Annotated in this window: 17 protein-coding genes and 1 riboswitch; of the genes, 11 read left to right on the top strand and 6 right to left on the bottom strand. The window is 70.6% G+C overall.

Annotated elements, in window-relative coordinates:
* Positions 1-730 (bottom strand): terpene synthase family protein (locus tag ACIBJG_RS16830; protein ID WP_399308547.1); only part of this gene is annotated, 730 nt, incomplete at its 3' end.
* 594 nt (positions 731-1,324) lie between these two features.
* Positions 1,325-2,323, bottom strand: a complete 999-nt coding sequence (locus ACIBJG_RS16835; protein ID WP_399308286.1) for an alpha/beta fold hydrolase — start codon at positions 2,321-2,323, stop codon at positions 1,325-1,327.
* Between the two features lie 334 nt (positions 2,324-2,657).
* Here ACIBJG_RS16835 and ACIBJG_RS16840 point away from each other — a divergent pair, with 334 nt between their 5' ends.
* From ACIBJG_RS16840 to ACIBJG_RS16865, 6 genes are all read left to right on the top strand, one after another.
* On the top strand, positions 2,658-3,551 hold the full coding sequence (locus ACIBJG_RS16840; RefSeq protein WP_399308548.1) for a helix-turn-helix domain-containing protein: 894 nt from the start codon (positions 2,658-2,660) through the stop codon (positions 3,549-3,551).
* 165 nt (positions 3,552-3,716) lie between these two features.
* The gene (locus ACIBJG_RS16845; protein WP_399308287.1) at positions 3,717-4,580 is read left to right on the top strand and encodes an ABC transporter ATP-binding protein; all 864 of its coding nucleotides are present in this window, start codon (positions 3,717-3,719) and stop codon (positions 4,578-4,580) included.
* 70 nt (positions 4,581-4,650) lie between these two features.
* Positions 4,651-5,715 (top strand): iron-siderophore ABC transporter substrate-binding protein, encoded by a 1,065-nt coding sequence (locus ACIBJG_RS16850; RefSeq protein WP_399308288.1) that lies wholly within the window; start codon positions 4,651-4,653, stop codon positions 5,713-5,715.
* Entirely contained in the window at positions 5,712-7,844 is a 2,133-nt protein-coding gene (locus ACIBJG_RS16855; protein ID WP_399308289.1) for an iron ABC transporter permease, read from the top strand. The genes ACIBJG_RS16850 and ACIBJG_RS16855 overlap by 4 nt, the downstream gene beginning before the upstream one ends.
* Before the next feature lie 73 nt (positions 7,845-7,917).
* Positions 7,918-9,057, top strand: coding sequence for a peptidase C39 family protein (locus ACIBJG_RS16860; RefSeq protein WP_399308290.1), 1,140 nt, complete (start codon positions 7,918-7,920; stop codon positions 9,055-9,057).
* Positions 9,058-9,119: 62 nt separating this feature from the next.
* Complete coding sequence (locus ACIBJG_RS16865; protein WP_399308291.1) at positions 9,120-10,337, top strand: GNAT family N-acetyltransferase; 1,218 nt, start codon at positions 9,120-9,122, stop codon at positions 10,335-10,337.
* 46 nt (positions 10,338-10,383) lie between these two features.
* Here ACIBJG_RS16865 and ACIBJG_RS16870 read toward each other — a convergent pair whose 3' ends face one another.
* From ACIBJG_RS16870 to gcvT, 4 genes are all read right to left on the bottom strand, one after another.
* Positions 10,384-11,766 carry an L-serine ammonia-lyase gene (locus ACIBJG_RS16870; protein WP_399308292.1) on the bottom strand — a complete coding sequence of 461 codons (1,383 nt, stop codon included), beginning with the start codon at positions 11,764-11,766 and terminating at the stop codon, positions 10,384-10,386.
* 156 nt (positions 11,767-11,922) lie between these two features.
* Positions 11,923-13,182, bottom strand: a complete 1,260-nt coding sequence (gene glyA, locus ACIBJG_RS16875) for a serine hydroxymethyltransferase (RefSeq protein WP_399308293.1) — start codon at positions 13,180-13,182, stop codon at positions 11,923-11,925.
* A gap of 19 nt (positions 13,183-13,201) precedes the next feature.
* On the bottom strand, positions 13,202-13,579 hold the full coding sequence (gcvH, locus tag ACIBJG_RS16880; RefSeq protein ID WP_399308294.1) for a glycine cleavage system protein GcvH: 378 nt from the start codon (positions 13,577-13,579) through the stop codon (positions 13,202-13,204).
* A 101-nt stretch (positions 13,580-13,680) separates the two neighbouring features.
* Positions 13,681-14,796, bottom strand: coding sequence for a glycine cleavage system aminomethyltransferase GcvT (gcvT, locus tag ACIBJG_RS16885; RefSeq protein ID WP_399308295.1), 1,116 nt, complete (start codon positions 14,794-14,796; stop codon positions 13,681-13,683).
* Between the two features lie 145 nt (positions 14,797-14,941).
* Positions 14,942-15,034, bottom strand: a riboswitch (glycine riboswitch).
* Between the two features lie 169 nt (positions 15,035-15,203).
* On the opposite strand from gcvT, the gene ACIBJG_RS16890 reads away from it, so the two are divergent.
* The 5 genes from ACIBJG_RS16890 to ACIBJG_RS16910 all read left to right on the top strand — a co-directional run bounded on the left by ACIBJG_RS16890 (position 15,204) and on the right by ACIBJG_RS16910 (position 20,992).
* A complete protein-coding gene (locus tag ACIBJG_RS16890; protein ID WP_399308296.1) occupies positions 15,204-15,890 on the top strand; it encodes an AAA family ATPase in 687 nt (228 codons plus the stop codon).
* A gap of 103 nt (positions 15,891-15,993) precedes the next feature.
* The gene (locus ACIBJG_RS16895; RefSeq protein ID WP_399308297.1) at positions 15,994-16,764 is read left to right on the top strand and encodes an enhanced serine sensitivity protein SseB; all 771 of its coding nucleotides are present in this window, start codon (positions 15,994-15,996) and stop codon (positions 16,762-16,764) included.
* A 166-nt stretch (positions 16,765-16,930) separates the two neighbouring features.
* Complete coding sequence (locus tag ACIBJG_RS16900; RefSeq protein ID WP_399308298.1) at positions 16,931-17,737, top strand: enhanced serine sensitivity protein SseB C-terminal domain-containing protein; 807 nt, start codon at positions 16,931-16,933, stop codon at positions 17,735-17,737.
* Positions 17,738-18,157: 420 nt separating this feature from the next.
* A complete protein-coding gene (locus ACIBJG_RS16905) occupies positions 18,158-19,156 on the top strand; it encodes an ABC transporter permease (protein ID WP_359314104.1) in 999 nt (332 codons plus the stop codon).
* A gap of 117 nt (positions 19,157-19,273) precedes the next feature.
* The gene (locus ACIBJG_RS16910) at positions 19,274-20,992 is read left to right on the top strand and encodes an ABC transporter substrate-binding protein (protein WP_399308549.1); all 1,719 of its coding nucleotides are present in this window, start codon (positions 19,274-19,276) and stop codon (positions 20,990-20,992) included.
* Positions 20,993-21,114: the final 122 nt, after the last annotated feature.

The raw sequence follows: 21,114 nt of genomic DNA on the forward strand, positions 1-21,114 counted from the left end.
CGGCTTCCTGGAGTGTGCCGCCGCGGTCCCGCTGGATGAGCCGGACGGTGTTGTGTTCGTATCCGAGCACGGCCTCCTTCTCGAAGGAGCAGATGTCGTTGCAGAGCCCTGAGTGGTCGGCCACCGCATTGCGCAGGGCTATATAGGCGGGAAGGCTCCGGGCGGATTCCGGCAGGTCGATTCCTGCCGTGATTTCGTGCAGATCGAGAAACGGCTGCATGGCCACCGAATCACGGCGGTGCTTCACGAAGTCGGCCGTGCTCGGAACGTGCCCGGCGGCCCGGTCGACGGCCTCCGCGTAGTACGTCCACAGCCAGGCGGCCGTGTCGCGGCGGAACTGCCGGACCCAGCGCGGCGACCTGTCCGTACAGGTGCGGACCAGTAGTTCGTCCAGGGCGTTCTCCATGGGGCCGACCGGCGCCCGCGCCCCGTCGAGTACGTCGACGAGGCGGGCGATCGCGCTCTCGCACAACTGCGGGTCGCGGCCGGCCGGGCCGTCGTCGAACTCGTCGTCGACGAGGAAGGCCCAGAACAGCCACTGGCAGAAGAGGTCGAGATGTTTCTGCGAAGCCTCCGGGAATATCAGGGATATCCAGAGTTCGGGGCGGGTCCGGATCATCTTCTTGTGGGCCACCGGTGACAGGACGAGATCACTGGCCGCCGCCCATTCCCAGGCGGCTTGTCTGGTCTGCTCGACTCCCGGATGACATCCCGCGCTCTCGAACGGCATGTGGAATTCTGGAAGCGCCAACTTGCTCATGGTGCACCTCGTCTGAACGGTACGAACAGGGAAGGGGGATGCGCGAAAAGGCCGCGCACGCACAGGCCGGAGCGGCAGACGGTGAACGCGAGGTTGTCGATCGGCGCTTCGACAAATCCGTGTCATCGCAGGACAGTTGCCCGCACCGGTGTAGCGAAGGGGCGGTACGGCCCTGATCCGGCGGCGGCGATCGCCGCAGGAGTGGATCAGGGCCGGCGGGGCGGACGGTCGCAGCGGGCAACCCATGGCGCTCCTGGCGCGCCATGGCCGGGCCGGACGGCCGGATCCCGCCGGGGAAGCGTCACGGGAGGGGCGGCTGTCATCGCTGTCCTCTTTCTTCCGCAGGCCCAGGGCAGCGGACCGCCTGACGTGCACGGCGATCGCGTCACCACTCGTCACGACCAGTGAACTCCCAGTATGCAGAGGAGGGAACCCGCTGGTGACCGAAAATGTGTGTTCACCATGAACAGCTGCTCAGTTATGAGCAGTTGGTGCACTCCTGGGTTGACCGGGGCGGGGGTCGCAGTCGTGGATCTGGCCGATTAGCCTCCGGGCGGGGCGGGTTCAGCCCGGAAGCGAGCCGAGCCAGTGGGTCAGGATCCGGTTGACCTCGTCGGGCCGCTCCTGCTGGATCCAGTGACCGCAGCCGTCCAGGATGTGGGAAGCGGCCAGGCCCGGCAGCGTCGTCGGATACGCGGCGAGGGCGTCGGCCAGCCAAGTGGTGGAGGCGTCCAGGGAGCCGCCGAGGAAGAGCGAGGGCTGGGTGACGGGCGCGCCGTCGAAGTCGGCGAGATCCTCCCAGTCCCGGTCCATGTTCCGGTAGCGGTTGAGCGCGCCGCTCAGGCCCGTACGCTCGAACTCGCCCGCGTAGAAATCGAGTTCCTCGTCCCCGAGCCAGCCGGGACGGCCTGTGGGGAACCGCTCGCGCAAGGTCCCGCCGCGGTGGGCGAAGTGCGGGTCCGGGGCGTCGGGTGCGGGCATGGTGTCGGCCGAGAGCGCGGCGTAGAAGCCGGCGAGCCAGCCACGGACGTCCGGCTCGATCTCGGCCTCGGCCCGCCCGGGCTCCTGGAAGCGCGAGACGTAGAACTCCTCGTCCCCGCCCATCCCCGCGAAGACCTCGCTGGGCCGCGGACCGCCGCGCGGGCTGTACGGCACGCTGAGCAGCCCGACCGCCCGGAAGACGTCCGGCCTGACGAGGGCGGAGTTCGCCGCGATCGTCGCCCCCCAGTCGTGGCCGACCACCACCGCGCTCCGCTCGCCGAGCGCGTGCACCACGGCGACGTTGTCCTCGACCAGTTCGAGCATCCGGTACGCGGCGACGTCCCCGGGCCGGGAGGAGCGGCCGTAACCGCGCACGTCCACGGCGACGGCCCGGTATCCGGCGGCGGCCAGCGCCGGCAGCTGGTGGCGCCAGGAGTACCAGGACTCGGGGAATCCGTGCACCAGCAGCACCAGGGGCCCCGTGCCCTGTTCCACCAGGTGGATCCGGCCGGCCGGTGAGGGCACCAGGTGGTGGGTGAGGTCGGGGGAGCGGTCGGGGGAGCGGTCGGTCGGATGGGGCATGGTTCCTCCTCGGCTGTGGGCCGGCGCCCGTCCGTGGTCGTGCGCCCGGCGCCGCCCACGATCATGGGACGCCCACGCATCCCGTGCGAGTCCGTTTGCCGCTTCGGCAAACGGAGCACCGGCGCTTCGAGGCCGGCCGGGATGCCGCGGGCGGCCCGGCGCGGAGAGCCGCCCTCGCCGCCGGACGCTTCCCGGTACACGAGGGACGTGCTGTTCCGGGCTGTCCGCGCACGACGGTTCGCAGCGCGTCCGGCCCCGGCCGGCCCTTCGGCGAGCTCGTCCATCGCTGCCGGCGACCGGCGCCGACCAGGCTAAACTCGTCCGCATGGTCCGAATGGTCCGATCGTCCCGCGGTGAGGCGAACCCCGGGATGTGGCGGCGCGAGGCGGGCACCGTGGTGCGCCGGGACGTGGCGCCCCCGGAGCGGACGGTAGCCTCCGGTGCCATCGTCGCCGAGTTCCGGATCGTCCCCGCTCCCACGGAATGGGCGTCGCACGCGCATCCTCTGCATGAGCTCGTCTGGGTGCGCGGGGGGACGCTGACGTCCCGGGTGGGTGACCGCGTCTTCACCGTGTTCGAGGGGCAGGGGCTGTGGATGCCTGCCGGAGTGGTGCACGCGGGCCGGGCGACGGCGGGTGCGCAGTTCCACGACGCCTTCTTCGCCCCCGACTGCACGCCGATCGCGTTCGGAGAGCCGAAGGCGATCGCGATGACGCCGTTGCTGGAGTCGCTGCTGACTCATCTGTCCCGTACGGATCTCGACGCGGCGGCCCGGCGGCGGGCCGAATCCGTCGTGTTCGACGTGATCCGGCCCGCGGAGCACCAGCTCGCGTTGCAGCTTCCCGGCGACCCCCGGATCGACGCGATCGCCGAGGCACTGCTGGGCGATCCCGCCGACGGCCGTTCACTGGAGGAATGGGCGCGGCAGCTGGGGAGCAGCGACCGCACGATCACCCGCGCGTTCCGCCGGGCGACAGGTCTCTCCTTCGCGCAGTGGCGGCAGATGCTGCGTGTGCACCGGGCGCTGGTGCTCCTCTCCGAGGGCTTCGATGTGATGTCGGTCTCCGAGAGCCTCGGCTACGCGCAGCCCAGCTCCTTCATCGCCGCCTTCCGGCGCGTCATGGGAACCACGCCGGGCGCGTTCTTCGACGGGGCCGACGCGGCAGACGGGGCGAACGCGGCGGACCGGGATGTCCGGAATTCCGTATCGGGTGGCTGGAACGCCTGATTGTCGGCGTGGCAAACGGGACGTACTCTTCTTCGAGTTAGGTAACCCTTAGTTGTGGCTCGCCGGGCACGGTGCTGTCCGTGCCCGGAAGAGTGTGCGGCCTGTCCGGTGAAGGCCGGACGGGGGTGCCGCAGTCCGCGCCCCTGCGATCATCCGGATCCCTTCATGTTCACAAGCCTCTTCCGGCGTGCCGGAAGGCCCCCGGCGGGCCCCGCCACCCCGGTGGCCGCGCTCAACGGGCACGACCTGGTGCTGCACTACAGCGGCAAGCCGGTCGTCCACGGTGTCTCGGTCGCCCTGGAACCCGGCCGGGCGACCGCCCTGGTGGGGCCGAACGGCAGCGGGAAGTCCACGCTGCTGCGCGCGCTCTCCCGGCTGCATCAGGTGAACGGCGGCCGGGTGACGCTCGGCGCCCCCGAAGGACAGGCCGCGCGTGACGCGGCCCTGCTCACCTCCCGCGAGTTCGCCCGCGAGGTCACCCTGTTCTCGCAGTCGAGGCCCGCGCCCCAGGGGCTGACGGTCGCGGAGGTCGTGGCGTTCGGACGCCACCCCTACCGGCGCGGCTTCGCCGGGCCGACCGCCGAGGACCGCGGCGCCATCGACCACGCCATGGGTGTCACCGGAGTACGGGACATGGCGGGCCGGCAGGTCGGGGAACTCTCCGGCGGGGAGATGCAGCGGGTCTGGCTCGCTGCGTGCCTGGCCCAGGACACCGGCGTCGTGCTGCTGGACGAGCCGACCAACCACCTGGACCTGCGGTATCAGTTCGAGACCCTCGACCTGGTGCGGGATCTCGTCGAGGAGCACGGCATCGCGGTCGGGATCGTGTTGCACGACCTCGACCAGGCATCCCGTGTCGCGGACACCCTGGTGCTCATGCGCGCCGGCCGTGTGCACGCGGCCGGCGCGCCGGCCGACGTCCTCACCGCCGAGAACATCGGCGAGGTCTACGACATCCGCGTCGAAGTCGGCGTCGATCCCCGCACGGGCCGGCTGCGTATCGACCCACTCGGACGCCACCTCGCCTGACGAGGCCGGCACACCTTCCGGAGCAGGCCGTTCGCCGCTCCGACGAACCGTCTCAGAAAGAGAACCCTTCATGAACCGTGCACGTTGCCTGGCGGCTTCGGCCTCCACCGGGCTCGCCCTCCTCGCCGTGACGTCCTGCGGTACGACCGATGTCGACAAAGTCACGTCCAGCAGCAGCGCCGCCGCCTCTCCCGCGTCGAAGAGCTGTACGGACGACACCACGACCACCTCGACGAAGCCGGTCTCCTTCAAGGACGGCGTCGGCCGTCAGGTGAAACTCGACAAGCCCGCCAAGCGGATAGCGGTCCTGGAATGGCAGCAGGTCGAAGACGCGCTGACCCTGTGCGTCACCCCCACCGCCGTCTCCGACGCGAAGGGCTACAGCACCTGGGTCAGCGCGGAGAAGCTGCCCAGTGGGGTGACGGACATCGGCACCCGTGAGGAGCCCGACCTCGACACCCTCTACGCGGCCAAGCCCGATCTCATCGTCGTGGAGGCGTTCGACGCCAAGGACGAGACGATCAAGAAGCTGGAGAAGAGAGGCGTCCCCGTGATGGCCACGCGGGGGGCGAACCCGAAGGACCCGATCGGGAACATGCGGGAGGTGTTCAGCATGATCGGCGAGGCGACGGGACGCACCGAGCGGGCCGACCAGGTCCTGGGGGAGTTCGACCAGCACCTCGCGACGGCGAAGCAGAAGGTCGCCGACGCCGACCTGCCGACGAAGGACTTCGTGTTCTTCGACGGATGGCTCGAGGCCGGCAACCTCACCGTGCGCCCCTACAGCGACGGCGCCCTGTTCACCGAGCTCGGCAAGGAACTCGGCATGACGCCCGCGTGGACCAACAGCGTCAACAAGAAGCACGGTGACGGGGGTGTCGACCCCGACTACGGCCTCGCGCAGACGGACGTCGAGGGACTCGTCGCGGTGGGCGACGCCAACATCTTCTACGCCAACGACGAAGGCGCCGGCGGATACGTCGAGGCGCTGCAGAAGAACCCGATCTGGAAGACCCTCCCGGCCGTCAAGGAAGGCCGCGCCCACGCGTTCCCGGCGCGGGTGTGGGGCGCCGGCGGTCCGCGCTCCAACGAGCAGGCGATCGACGCCTACGTCGACGTACTCGACAAGAAGTGAGCACCGTACGCACCGCGTCACCGGAAGCAGCGTCACCTGAAGCAGCGTCACCTGAAGCGGGGGCGCTGCCGCGTGCGGAACGCGGCGGCGGCCCCGCCGGGGCGGCCGTCCTGGCCGTCCTCCTCGTCGCGACCGTCCTGGTGGGCCTGTGGCACCTGACCCAGGGGACGTCGGGCGTCGGCGTCGGCGACCTGGTGCGCCATCTCGCCGGGGAACGCGACAACGCCGGCGGAGCGCCGGTCGGCGAGATCCTCACCGGCTCACGCCTGCCGCGCCTGTTCGCGGGCGTGGCGGTGGGCTTCGCCCTCGGCTGCGCCGGCACGCTGCTCCAGTCCGTCACGCACAACACGCTCGCCTCGCCGGACACCCTCGGGGTCTCGGCCGGGTCCTACTTCGCCGTCACGATCGTCGCCGCCTTCGGCCTCGCCGTCCCGCTGTGGGCGTCGGGCGTCATCGCCTTCGCCGGCGGCCTGGTCGCGGCGGCACTCGTGCTGCTTCTCGCGGGCCGGGCCGCGGGCACCGCGGGCACCCGCCTCATCCTCGCCGGATCGGCGATGGCGATGGCCCTGGACTCCGCGACCGGGATGCTCCTCATCCTGTTCAACCAGAACACGACCGGCCTCTACGCCTGGGGGAGCGGTTCACTGGCCCAGGTGAACATCGACGCGTCGGTGCGCGCCGTCCCCGTCGTCGTCGTGGTGCTGTGCGTCGCCCTGGCACTGTCCCGGCGGCTGGACGTGATGAACCTGGGCGACGACGCCGCATCCACCCTCGGCGTGCCGATCCGGAGCACCCGCATCATCGCCGTGGTCTGCGCGGTACTCCTGACCAGCACCTCGGTGACCCTCGCGGGCCCGATGGCCTTCGTCGGTCTCGGCGCCCCCGTCCTGGCCCGGCTGATCGCGGGGCGGGTCCGCGCGCTGCGCCGCCACCTGCTCCTGATCCCCGTGGCCGGCCTGCTCGGCGCGCTGCTCATCCTGCTCGCGGACGCGGTTCTGCGTGCGGTGCAGGGGGCGGACGGGGCTGCCTCCATCCCCACCGGTGTGCCGACCGCGCTGCTCGGCTCCGTCGTCATCGTCGTCCTCGCGCTGCGACTGCGGGACACGGGCGGGCTCCGGCAACCCCCGCGCGCACGGGTCGCCGCGCGCTCCCGCCGCGCGTACCTCCTCGTCGTGTCCGGCTCGGTGGCGCTGCTGGCCGTGGCGGTTCTCGTGGCGGTCCTGGCGGGGAGCCTCTGGCTGCAGACGGGGGACGTCGTCCTCTGGGTCCAAGGCGCCGCCCCGGACCTGATCGGCCAGGCGCTCGACGACCGGGTGCCGCGCGTGACTGCCGCGGTGCTCGCCGGTGCGGCGCTCGGACTGGCCGGATGCGTCGTGCAGAGCACCGTACGCAATCCGCTCGCGGAGCCCGGGGTGCTCGGCATCTCGGCGGGCGCCGGGCTGGGTGCGGCGAGCGTCGCCACGTCGGGGCTGGGCGGCGGACAGCCGGTGCTCATCGCCGTCGCCGTCGCGGCCGCACTCGCCACGTTCGCGGTGATCGCCCTGCTGGCCTGGCGGGGTGGCTTCCTGCCCGACCGGTTCGTACTGATCGGCATCGGCATGGGGTACGGCCTCAGCTCCGTGACCACGTTCCTGCTGCTGCGCGCCGACCCGTACAACACGCCCCGGATCTTCACCTGGCTCTCCGGCACGACCTACGGACGTACGTTCTCCGACGTCGTACCGGTCGCGGTGGCCCTTGCGCTCGCCCTTCCCGTACTGCTGTCCATGCGCGGCCGGCTCGACCTGCTCGCCGTCGACGAGGACACCCCGCGCATCGTCGGCGTCAGGGTGGAGCGCACCCGCCTGTCCGCACTGGCGATCGCCGCGGTGCTCGCGGCGCTCAGCGTGATCGCCGTCGGCGTCGTCGGCTTCGTGGGACTCGTCGCCCCGCACCTCGCCCGTTCACTGGTGGGCGCCCGGCAGGGCCGCGCGATCCCGGTCGCGATGGTGCTCGGCGGACTGCTGGTGTGCGTGGCGGACGCTCTCGGCCGCACGCTCGTCGCCCCTGCCCAGGTGCCGGCGGGCCTCATGATCGCGCTGGTCGGCGCACCGTACTTCGTCTGGGTGCTCCGGCAGTCCCGCGCATGACCCCGGACCGCGCATGACCCCGGACGAGCCCGCCGACAGGCCACCACCACCGCGCACCTTCAGGAGCACTCGAATGCCGTCCCCGCAGGAAACGCCCGTGCAGCCCGTGAAGAGCATCGTCGTGCCGTACGACCCCGACACCGCAGCGGTCCGACTGGCGCGGCTCGGACACCACGACGTGTCGGAGCGCTGGCGCTCGGCCGACCGCTCCGCCCACGCCCCGCACATCGTGGCCGTTCCCGGTGACGACGGGGAGGACTGGACGGCCGCCGCGCTCGTGACCGCCCGCCCGGGCACGGCCTATCTGAAGATCGTCGACGCCGTCGGCGACGTGCCGGCGGCCGTCGGGGCCGTCGTCGCCCACGCACGCCGTCGGGAGCTCGCCCAGCTGAAATGGGAAGGATGGACGGCAAGCCCCGAGGACGCCGCCACCGCGGGCTTCTCTGCCCTGAGCCCCCCGCTCACGCAGTCGGAGGGTGCGGCCGGACCGGCTGCCGGTTACGTGCGCTGGTTGCGCGGGGGCGTGGTGACCGCGCCCCCGTACTACGGGCAGACCACACACTTCACCTGCGGCGCCGTCACCGCCCTGGTCGCGCAGGTGCACGCCGGGGCGCTGCCGCGGGAGGCCCTAGACCGCCGGGCGGAGCTGACGCTGTGGCGCGACGCGAACAACTTCATGGCGTGCGAGCCCGTCGGCCTGGGTGTCGCCCTGCGCCGAGCCGGGACGTCGTCCCAGGTCACGGTTCACCTCGACACGGACCGGCCCGTCCTGCTCGACCACTACTCTTCGAGCGACCAGGAGTGGCGTGCCCTGCTCCAGCGCGCGTCCCGTACGGACGCTGAACGCATGGGCGTCCCGATCGACCCACGCCACCTCTCCCTGGCCGAGGTCCGGGACGCGATCGGCCGGCAGGAGCACGTACTGCTCCTGCTCTCGCTCGCCGGGATGCAGGGGTTCGACGTGCCGCACTGGGTGCTCTGCCACGGCGTCGTCCCCGGCGCCGTCGTGATCGACGACCCCTGGGCCAACGTGGCGACGGGAGACACCTGGGTCGACGCCCACCTCCTGCCGGTGCCGGACCCGTCGCTCGACACGATGTCGACGATGTCGCCGGAGGGCTTCCGCGGGGCCGTGACCATCGGCCACCCGCATGGGCGAGACGCGCCCCCCACCGCTCAGGCCGCTCAGCGTTCGCCCTGTTCAGAGGGCTAATCTGCCCTGTCACCCGACACCACGACCCGGGGTGCCGGCACTCCGAGGAGGAAACGGCAGCAATGGAGATCCGTTCCACGACCGATGAGGACCTGGAGGTCTTCGTCGACACGGTCCACGCGGCATTCGGGCACTTCCCCGAAACCCCGATCGCGGACGGCGGGCGCTGGTGGTCGGCGCTGGAGATGGACCGCGGGCTGCTCGCCGTGGCACCGGACGGCAGGCCCGTGGGCACCGCCGCCGCATACTCCTTCGAGCTCACCCTGCCCGGCCGGATACCCGTCCCGGTTGCCGGAGTGACCGCCGTCGGCGTCCTGCCCTCGCACCGGCGGCGTGGCGTGCTCAGCGCGATGATGCGGCAGCAGCTCACCGAGGTGCGGGCCCGGGGCGAGTTCCTCTCCGTACTGCTGGCCTCGGAGGCCCCGATCTACGGCAGGTTCGGATACGGCCCGGCGACCTCCACGGCCCGGCTGACGGTGCCGCGCCACAAGGCGGCCCTCGCCGTTCCCCGGGCGCACGCGGCTACCGGCTCCGACAGCGGCTCGGTCGAGGTACTGCGGCGTGCCGACTGCGGCGAGATCCTGGAGGCGGTCTACGACCGGTACCGCCGCGCCCAGCCCGGCGCACTCTCCCGCCCGCACCGCTGGTGGGCCCTGGGCGCGGGGCACGCCCCGATCTCGCCGGCGCCGCGCTATGTCGCCGTCCACCGGGACGCCGACGGCGCTGCGGACGGGTACGCCAGCTACTCCATCGGCGAGCAGAGCACCTTGACGGTGGACGAGACCATCGCCGTCGACGACGCGGTCTTCACTGCCCTGGCCCGGTTCGTACTCGGACATGACCTGGTCTCCCAGGTCGTGTTCCGGCATGTCCCGCACGATCACCCGCTGCGCTGGCAGCTCGCCGACCTCCGGGCCGGCGAGGTCGGCGGCCACGCCGACTGGCTCTGGGTGCGTCTTCTCGACATCCCGCGTGCGCTGACCGCACGTGGCTGGTCTACGGACGGTGAACTCGTCCTGGACGTCGACGATCCCTTCCTGGGCGAGCACGGCCGCTACCTGCTGACGATCCGCGACGGCAAGGCCGACTGCCTCCCCACGGACCGGCAGCCCGACCTGTCCCTGGATGTGCGCGACCTGGGCTCGGTCTACCTGGGCGGCACCACCCCGAGCACGCTCGTGCGCGCCGGACACATCCGGGCTCATCACCCGGGTGCCGCCGCCCTCGCGGACGCGCTCTTCGCCACCGAGCGTGCCCCGCACTGCCTGCACTGGTTCTGACCGCGGCCCGCTGAACGGCCGCTGCCCCGGCGCCGCTCAGCGCCTGCTAGCACTCGATGATGTTCACCGCGAGCCCGCCGCGCGCGGTCTCCTTGTACTTGACGCTCATGTCGGCGCCCGTCTCCTTCATGGTCTTGATGACCTTGTCGAGGGAGACCTTGTGGCTGCCGTCGCCGCGCAGCGCCATCTTCGCCGCGGTGACGGCCTTCACCGCCGCCATGCCGTTGCGCTCGATGCACGGGATCTGGACGAGGCCGCCGACCGGGTCGCAGGTCAGGCCCAAGTTGTGCTCCATGCCGATCTCGGCGGCGTTCTCGACCTGTTCCGGGGTGCCGCCCAGGACCTCGGCGAGCGCGCCCGCGGCCATGGAGCAGGCGGAGCCGACCTCGCCCTGGCAGCCGACCTCGGCGCCGGAGATGGAGGCGTTCTCCTTGAAGAGCATGCCGATGGCGCCGGCCGCCAGGAGGAAGCGGACGATGCTGTCGTCCTTCTCCGCCTCGGTGGCGCCGCCGGCCGCGAAGTTCATGTAGTAGTGCAGCACCGCCGGGATGATGCCGGCCGCGCCGTTCGTCGGGGCGGTGACGACGCGGCCGCCCGCGGCGTTCTCCTCGTTGACCGCCATCGCGTAGAGGGTGATCCACTCCATCGCGTGGGTCTGCGGGTCGCCCTCGGCGCGCAGCTGGCGGGCGGTGTTCGCCGCGCGGCGGCGGACCTTGAGGCCGCCGGGGAGGATGCCCTCGCGGGCCATGCCGCGGGAGACGCACGCCTGCATGGCGCGCCAGATGTCCAGCAGGCCGGAGCGGATCTCGTCCTCGGTGCGCCAGGCGCGCTCGTTCTCCAGCATCAGGGAGGAGATCGACAGGCCGGAGTCCCGGGCGAGGCGCAGCAGCTCGTCGCCGGTGCGGAAGGGGTGCTTCAGGACGGTGTCGTCGAGGACGATCCGGTCCTCGCCCACCGCGTCCTCGTCGACGACGAAGCCGCCGCCGACCGAGTAGTACGTCTTCTCCAGGAGCGGGGCGCCCTCGTGGTCGTACGCGAAGACGGTCATGCCGTTGGCGTGGTACGGCAGCCTCTTGCGGCGGTGCAGGACCAGCTGCTTGTCGGCGTCGAAGGCGATCTCGTGCATGCCGAGGATGTTGATCCGGCCGGTGGAGCGGATGGCGTCCACCCGGTCGTCCGCCGTCTCGACGTCGACGGTACGGGGGGACTCGCCCTCCAGGCCGAGCAGGACGGCCTTGGGGGTGCCGTGGCCGTGGCCGGTGGCGCCGAGCGAGCCGAAGAGTTCGGCGCGTATCGAGGCGGTGTGGGCCAGCAGGCCCTCGTTCTTCAGCCGGCGCGCGAACATACGGGCCGCGCGCATGGGGCCGACCGTATGGGAGCTGGACGGGCCGATGCCGATCGAGAACAGGTCGAAGACCGAGATGGCCACGGGGTGACTCCTAAGGGGTTGGTAGACGCCGTTGTCTGCCGGGTGGTGCGGTACGGGCAGGGTGGGCCCGAAGAGCGGGGACAAGGGATGGGGCACCGCGCTCACTGTTCAGTGTGCGTGGTGCCCCTGCCCAAAGTGCAAATTGCGCCGGTTCGGCTACTTCACACCGGGGTACAGCGGGAACTTCTCGGCGAGCGCGACGACGCGGGCCTTCAGGTCGTCCGCGTCGTACGACGGCTTCAGCGCCGACGCGATGATCTCGGCGACCTCGGTGAAGTCCGCCGCCTGGAAACCGCGGGTGGCGAGCGCCGGCGTGCCGATCCGCAGACCCGAGGTGACCATGGGCGGCCGCGGGTCGTTGGGGATGGCGTTCCGGTTGACCGTGATGCCCAGCTCGTGCAGCCGGTCCTCGGCCTGCTGGCCGTCCAGCTCGGAGTTGCGTAGGTCGACGAGGACCAGGTGCACGTCCGTACCGCCGGACAGGACGGAGACGCCGACCTCGGTGACGTCCGGCTGCACCAGACGCTCGGCGAGGATGCGGGCGCCGTCCAGGGTGCGCTGCTGGCGCTCCTTGAACTCCTCGGTCGCGGCGACCTTGAACGAGACCGCCTTGGCCGCGATCACGTGCTCCAGCGGACCACCCTGCTGACCCGGGAAGACCGCCGAGTTGATCTTCTTGGCGAGCTCCTGGGTGGAGAGGATCACACCGCCGCGCGGACCGCCGAGGGTCTTGTGCGTGGTGGTCGTGACGACGTGGGCGTGCGGCACCGGGTTGGGGTGCAGGCCCGCGGCGACCAGACCGGCGAAGTGCGCCATGTCGACCATCAGGTACGCGCCGACCTCGTCCGCGATGCGGCGGAAGGCGGCGAAGTCCAGCTGGCGGGGGTAGGCGGACCAGCCGGCCACGATCAGCTTCGGCTTGGACTCCTTGGCGAGGCGCTCGACCTCGGCCATGTCCACGGTGCCGGTCTCGTCGACGTGGTACGGGACCACGTTGTAGAGCTTTCCGGAGAAGTTGATCTTCATGCCGTGGGTCAGGTGACCGCCGTGCGCCAGGTTCAGGCCCATGATCGTGTCGCCCGGCTTCAGCAGCGCGAACATCGCGGCGGCGTTGGCCTGCGCACCGGAGTGCGGCTGCACGTTCGCGGCCTCGGCGCCGAAGAGCGCCTTGACGCGGTCGATCGCGATCTGCTCGACCACGTCGACGTGCTCGCAGCCGCCGTAGTAGCGGCGGCCGGGGTAGCCCTCGGCGTACTTGTTGGTCAGGACGGAGCCCTGGGCCTCCATGACGGCGACGGGAGCGAAGTTCTCCGAGGCGATCATCTCGAGGGTGGACTGCTGACGGTGGAGCTCGGCGTCGACAGCGGCGGCGACGTCCGGGTCCAGCTCGTGGAGGGAGGAGTTGAGAAGCGACATCAGGTGGTCCCTTGGGGTCTCAGTTGCCGGAGAACGCGGTGTACTCGTCGGCGGAGAGCAGGTCCTCCGGCTCTCCCGCGACGCGTACCTTGAACAGCCAGCCGCCTTCGAACGGGGCGGAGTTCACCAGCGACGGGTCGTCCACGACGTCCTGGTTCGCGGCCGTGACCTCGCCGGTCACCGGCGAGTACAGGTCGCTGACCGACTTGGTCGACTCCAGCTCGCCGCAGGTCTCGCCCGCGGTCACCGTGTCACCGACCTCGGGGAGCTGGGCGTAGACGACGTCACCGAGCGCGTTGGCCGCGTACTCCGTGATGCCGATCGTGGCCACGCCGTCCTCGACGGCCGACAGCCACTCGTGCTCCTTGCTGTACCGCAGCTGCTGGGGGTTGCTCATGACCTGAATTCTCCTGTACGCGGGGGAGTGCTGATGAACGATGGTCTTACGGTGTGAGACAGGACTGCGTCACGTACGCAGCGCCGGGTCCGCTCGCGGTTCTACTTCTGCCGCTTGTAGAACGGCAGCGCCACGACCTCGTACGGCTCGTGGCTGCCCCGGATGTCCACGCCGACGCCCTCGGTGCCGGGCGTGGCGTGCGCGGCGTCGACGTACGCCATGGCGATCGGCTTGCCGAGCGTGGGCGAGGGCGCGCCCGAGGTGACCTCGCCGATGACCTGGCCGTCCGCGACGACCGAGAACCCGGCGCGCGGCACCCGGCGGCCCTCGGCCACCAGGCCGACAAGCTTGCGGGGCGGGGCGGTCTCGGCGCGCTCGGCGGCGGCCTCCAGCGCCTTGCGGCCGACGAAGTCGCCCTCCTTCTCGAACTTCACGACCCGGCCCAGACCGGCGTCGAACGGCGTCAGCGCCGTGGTCAGCTCGTGCCCGTACAGCGGCATGCCCGCCTCCAGGCGCAGCGTGTCGCGGCAGGAGAGCCCGCACGGGATCAGGCCATGGGAGGCGCCCGCCTCGGTGAGGGCCTTCCACAGCTGCTCGGCGTGCTCGGGGGCGACGAACAGCTCGAAGCCGTCCTCGCCGGTGTAGCCGGTACGGGCGATCAGCGCGGGGACCCCGGCGACCGTGCCGGGCAGGCCGGCGTAGTACTTCAGGCCGTCCAGGTCGGCGTCGGTCACGGCGGCCAGGATGGCGGGGGACTCGGGGCCCTGGACGGCGAGCAGCGCGTACGCGTCGTGGTCGTCGCGCACCTCGGCGTCGAAGCCGTCGGCGCGGGCGGTCAGCGCGTCCAGCACGAGCTGGGCGTTGCCCGCGTTGGCGACCACCATGTACTCGGTCTCGCCCAGGCGGTAGACGATCAGGTCGTCCAGGATGCCGCCGTCCTCGGCGCAGATCATGGTGTAGCGGGCGCGGCCCACGGAGACGGTGCCGATGTTGCCGACGAGCGCGAAGTTCAGCAGCGCCACGGCCTCGGGGCCGGTGACGGTGATCTCGCCCATGTGCGAGAGGTCGAAGAGCCCGGCCTTCGTACGGACGGCGTTGTGCTCGTCGCGCTCACTGGCGTAGCGGAGCGGCATGTCCCAGCCCGCGAAGTCGGTCATGGTCGCGCCCAGCGAACGGTGCAGGGCATCGAGTGCTGTGAGGCGGGGGGCAGTGCTCATGGATAAGGCTCCCAGGGCATGACGACGAGGACGATCCCTCCCCATCTGTCATCGGAACCTGAGAGGTTCGCCGAGAGACCCCACAGGGGTTCGTTCGGCTTGCACCTTGGGTGGAGCCGCAGCGCGGCTCGCTTTTCAGATCTGCCTCATCCACGCGGTACGGGGCCTGAGAGATTCAAGGGAGGATCTTGCTCCTTCGGCGCCCGGCACGGGGCCGGGACTCTCCCGCGCGGATTCGAGCGGCCTTTATGCAGTTGACGGGGTCATCATCGCACGCATTGCGGGAGAGTGGGGGGCCGGTCCCGATGCCGGTTCCCCACGGGTTCCGGCGGGTCGGACGGTTGTGCCGCATTACCTTTTCTTTACACTTCTTGGGCAGGTGTGGGTCAGCCGACAGGGGGATGGCGATGACGTTGCAGCGGTACGCGACGACCGCGGGGGTCGCGCACGGCGCACTGCCCGCGCAGCAGGGTGCGCCGGCCAGGGAGACGGTGGGCCCGCACGCGCCGGTCGTACGGGACCTGCGGGCGCGGGACGGACGCAGTCCGCGCAGCCTGCACTTCGCGGCGGGTGACGTGGTGGTGGTCTCCGGACTGCCCGGCAGCGGGAAATCGACCCTCATCGCACGGGCCGTCTCGGCGCACGCCGTCGACTCCCAGCAGACCAGGGATCGCTGGGCGGCCCTGCTGCCCCGCTTACTCCCGTACGCCCTTTACCGCCCGCTCGTCCGCGTCGCCCACTACGGGGGGCTGTGGCGCATGCTGCGCTCCGGCGCCTCCGTCGTCGTCCACGACTGCGGCACCCAGACCTGGGTGCGCGCCTGGCTGGCCCGTGACTCCCGGCGCCGCGGCCGCACCCTGCACCTCGTGCTGCTCGACGTCACCCCGCAGACGGCGCGGGAGGGCCAGCGCGAGCGCGGGCGCGGAGTCTCCGGGTACGCGTTCGCCCGGCATCGCAGGGCAGTGGGCCGGCTGCTGCGGGACACGGAGTCGGGCCTGCTGCCGCTCGGGTGCGCCTCGGCGGTGCTGCTGGACCGGGAGGCGGCGGGGCTGCTGAAGCGGATCACGTTCGCAGACGCACAGAACGAGGCCTGAAAGAGGGGCGTCCGATGGCTGGACAGCGCGGGTGCGACGGGCCTGCCTTCCGGCGCGCGGCGTTAACCTCTTGCTGCACGACATGGGGTGAGAGAGGGAGACAGTGGACATTCCGGCACAGGGTCAGGCCTTTCCGCAGGGCGGATGGCCGGCGAACGAGCTCGAAGAGGTGCTGAGCGCCTCGATCGGCAGCCCCGAGGCGGGCGGCAGGCTGGTGGAGGTGCTCGGCCGCAGCCACCTCTGGGTGCCCCTGCCCAACGGCGGCTCGCCGGACTCCACCGACCTCGATCTGCCGACGCTGGACATCGAGGGAGCCCCGTACGTCCCCGTGTTCAGCTCCGAACAGCAGTTCCACGCCTGTGTCGGCGTGCGCATGTCGTTCACCGTGGCCCCCGCCCGCGAGTTCGCCCGGGGCCTGCCCCCGCAGCTCGGCCTCGCCGTGAACCCGGACGGCGCGGTCGGCGTGCCGCTGCCGCCGACCGCCGTCGCCGAGCTCTGCCGGACCGGCCGCACCGCGCTGGACGGACCGGCAAGCGGCGGCCGGGTCCGGCTGTACGAGCCGGACTGGCAGGAGGATCCCGTCGACTTCCTCTCCGCCGCGGCCGGGGAGTTCGAGGAGAGCGGCGTCGTGCTGAGCGCCCGCCGCTGCCTGGCCAGCGTCGAGGGCGGCGACCCCGTCCTCTTCGTCGGCGTCGAGTTCTCCACCTGGGACGGAGCCGGGCGCAACGCCCCCATGGACGCCCTGGGGCGGGCCCTGGGGCGCGTCGAGGTGCCGTGGCCGGTCAACCTGGTGCTGCTCGACGTGACCCAGGACCCGGTCGCCGACTGGATGCGCGCACAGGTGCGGCCCTTCTACCGGCGCGCCGCCGAGTAGCGGTGGGGCGGCGGGCCGGGGGCCGACGGCTCCGGCCCGTGGAGTCAAGTCGGTGTCAGGGCCGCCGCATAAGCTGGTTTGATGGCTGGTGCTCGGCACCGTGCCGCCCCGAGAGCCCCGGGAGCGGCGGGCCGACACGTTGGATCGAAGAGGGGCGGAACCCAGGGTGAGTGCGTCAGGCACCGCGGAGGCCGGGCAGGTCGAGCACATGCTGCGCCAGGTGACGCCCGGGCGCTACGACGCGTACGAGGCACTCCTCCAGGCGCTGGCGGCCGACCGGGTCTGGATGCTGCTGTGGCACGGCCGGGCCGGCTCGCCCGACGCCCAGTACGGCAACATGGAGATCGACGGCCTCGGCTACGCCCCGTGTGTCACCTCCGCCCAGGAGCTCTCCGCCAGCGGCTGGAACCGGGACCACGAGCTCGTGGGCGGTCGCGACATCGCCCGCGCCCTGTTCCCCGACCGCTGGGGCATCTGGCTGAATCCGCACGCCCCGGGCGGCGGCGTGGGCATCCCGTGGCTGGACCTGCGCCGGATCGCCACCGGTCTCGACCGGATGCCCGCCGGCCCGTTGCGGATCAGCGACCCCGCCATCGAGATCCCGCAGTTCTACGCCCAGCTCACGCAGAACGCCCACCACACCCCCGCGATCCGCTCGTTGCGCCGCGCCTGGGTGCAGCCCGCGCTCGGCGTCCCGTACCTCGCCATCGGCCTCGACCTGTACGACACGAGCGGGCCCTCCGTCGACGCCGTGCGGGCGATGATGCAGCAGTCCATCGGCACGGTCCCGGAGGGTCTCCCGGTCTCCACGGTCGCGATGGCCGACGAGTACGACCCGGTCACGATGTGGCTGCGCGCCAACTCCCGTCCGTTCTACGACCGCGAGCCGCACGCCCCGGCCGGCCGTGGTGCCGCCGTCGCTCCCGGTTACGGCTACCCGCAGCCCCCCGGCCCCGCCCCGCGCGCCTACTAGGCCCGCCCGGGCCCGGTCCCAAGACCGGACAAACGACTCCCCGACGGACAAGACATCCGCCACGGTCACCCAAATAGCCACCCAATAAGGGTCGTTGGGCGTCATGTCCGTTCTGTTGGATTAGCGGCCGAGTGGTCCGCTCACTCGATCAAGCTGTCCGGATAACGGAAGCTCACTGACCGCATCACGTTTGAGCAAACATTCCCCGTCAGGTCTGGCGGGTGATCGCAACGGCGTTGAAGACTCCCGGCTAGTGGGGATCGTCCGCCCTTTGTACGAGGTTGCACCGGCGGTCATTCCACAGACGCATTCATCGCACCGAAAACATCAGCCGCAGCAAGCACCGCGGCTGACACGCGCCAGGCCGTCACCGCGGCGAGTAGGGGCCGGCCACCGCCGGCGGGAGGGGTCAGAGGCACTGTGACCGCACCGATCGAGACCACCGGTTCGGCTGCCGAGGCGCAGCCGGAGGCAGTACTCACGGGAGTCAAACAGAGCCAGATCGAGGGCCGTTCGCTCGGACAGATCGCCTGGACGCGCTTCAAGCGCGACAAGGTGGCAGTGGCGGGCGGCATCGTTGTCATCCTGTTGATCCTGCTCGCCGTGCTCTCCAAGCCGATCCAGGCCGTCTTCGGCCTGGACCCCAACGAGTTCCACCAGGACCTCATCGACCCGGCGCTGCTCGCACCGAAGGGCGACTGGGGCGGCATCAGCTGGAGCCACCCGCTCGGCGTCGAGCCGCAGTACGGCCGCGACATCATGACCCGCATCATCGAGGGCTCCTGGGTGTCCCTGGTCGTCGCGGTCGGAGCCACCCTGCTCTCCGTGGTGATCGGCGTCTTCATGGGCGTCGTGTCGGGCTTCTACGGCGGCTGGGTGGACACCTTCATCAGCCGCATGATGGACACCTTCCTGGCGTTCCCGCTGCTGCTCTTCGCGATCTCCATCTCGGCGGCGCTGCAGGACGGCGCGTTCGGCCTGGAGGGGCTGCCGCTGAGGATCGCGGTACTGATCTTCGTGATCGGCTTCTTCAGCTGGCCGTACATGGGCCGCATCGTCCGCGCCCAGACCATGAGCCTGCGCAATCGCGAATTCGTCGAGGCGGCGCGGTCGTTGGGCGCCCGCGGCCCCTTCATTCTCTTCCGGGAGCTGCTGCCGAACCTGGTGGCTCCCATTCTGGTCTACTCCACGCTGCTCATCCCCTCGAACATCCTCTTCGAGGCGGGTCTCAGCTACCTGGGTGTCGGAATCGCGCCGCCGCAGTCCTCCTGGGGCGGGATGCTCACCAACGCGATCGACTTCTACCAGAACGACCCGATGTACATGATCGTGCCGGGCGTGGCCATCTTCGTCACGGTGCTGGCGTTCAACCTGCTGGGAGACGGGCTGCGCGATGCGCTCGATCCCCGTAGTAAGTAGTGCCCGGGTGTTCGTCACAACGTCGTGCGACAAGCCACGGCAACCATCGATTGAGGGGAATTTCCTCAGGTGAAGACCAGAAAAACGACAGCGGTGGTCGCCACAGCTGTGGTCCTGATGCTCGGAGCTTCCGCGTGCAACGGCTCCAAGGACGACAACGGCGGCGGCAAGGGCGGCAGCGGCGGTGCCGGTGCCACTGACGCCGGCCTGACCTCGATCGTCAACAAGTCGGACAAGAAGGGCGGGACTCTCAAGCTGGAGATGTCCGACGAGCCCGACTCGCTCGACCCGGGCAACACGTACTACGGCTGGGTGCAGAACTTCGCCCGCCTGTACGGCCGCACCCTGACGTCCTTCAAGCCGGCCGCCGGCAAGGACGGCCTGGAGGTCGTCCCGGACCTCGCCGAAGGTCTCGGCAAGGCGAGCCCGGACGCGAAGACCTGGACGTACACGCTGAAGAAGGGTCTCAAGTACGAGGACGGGACCCCGATCACCTCGAAGGACATCAAGTACGCCGTCGAGCGCTCCAACTTCGCGCCTGAGGCCCTGTCCAACGGCCCGACGTACTTCAAGGCCCACCTCATCGGTGGCGACAAGTACAAGGGTCCGTACAAGGACAAGAACCCGGACGGCATCGCGTCCATCGAGACGCCGGACGACCTCACGATCGTCTTCAAGCTGAAGGACGCCTTCGCGGACTTCGACTACCTGGCAACCTTCTCGTCGACGGCCCCCGTGCCGCAGGCGAAGGACAAGGGCGCCGACTACGTGAAGCACATCGTGTCCTCGGGCCCGTACAAGTTCGAGTCGTACGACGAGGGCCGCGGCGCGACCCTGGTCCGCAACACGAACTGGGACCCGAAGACCGACACGATCCGCCCGGCGCTGCCGGACAAGGTGACGGTCCGCTTCAAGGTCAAGCAGGAGACGGTCGACAACAACCTGCTCTCCGACAACATCACGGTCGACGGTGCCGGCACCGGTGTCGCCCCGGCGACCCAGCCCAAGGTCCTCACCAAGGCCGACCTGAAGAAGCAGACCGACAACTCGTACGCGGGTGCCACCTCGTACATCGGTCTGAACGTCAACGTCGCGCCGTTCGACAACATCCACTGCCGCAAGGCCGTGCAGTGGGGCATCGACAAGGCGTCGATCCAGGCCGCCCAGGGTGGCGACCCCAAGGGTGACGTCGCGACGACCCTGCTGCCGCCGACGGTCCAGGGCTACGAGAAGTTCGACCTGTACGAGTCCGCCGGCCACAAGGGCGACGAGGCCAAGGCCAAGGACGAGCTGAAGCAGTGTGGCAAGCCGAGCGGCTTCGACACCAAGATCTCGGCCCGCTCCGACCGCCCGGCCGAGATGGCCATGGTCACCGCGGTGCAGGCCTCGCTCAAGAAGATCGGCGTCAACGCCGAGATCAAGAGCTTCCCGGCCGGTAAGTACTTCCAGAACTTCGCGGGCAACCCGAGTTACGTGCACGCCAACAAGCTCGGCATGATCATGAGCGCCTGGGGTGCCGACTGGCCGACCGGCTTCGGCTTCCTGGACCAGATCATCAACGGCTCGGCCATCAAGCCGTCCGGTGGTAACAACGTCCAGGAACTGAACGACCCGAAGATCAACAAGCTGCTCAACGAAGGCATCGCCAACACCGACGACGCCGCCCGTGCCAAGGCGTGGGCCAACGTCGACAGGGCTGTCGCCGAAGGCGCCACCGCTGTGCCGCTGATCTACCGCAAGAACCTGCTGCTCCGCCCGGTGTCCGCGACGAACGTCACGGTCACCCAGGCCTACCTCGGCATGTACGACTACGTGCTGATGGGTTCCGCCAAGTAGGAACGGCCCCGCTCCCCGGGCCGCGCACGCGGCCCGGGGAGCGGCCTCCGGACCCCTCAGAATTGTCCCGAAAGGCAGGTGAAGGCACGGTGTCCGACCGCATGGGTCACCCCCGGCGAGCA

The organism is Streptomyces sp. NPDC050422 (genome assembly GCF_044458665.1).
GTDB lineage: Bacteria > Actinomycetota > Actinomycetes > Streptomycetales > Streptomycetaceae > Streptomyces.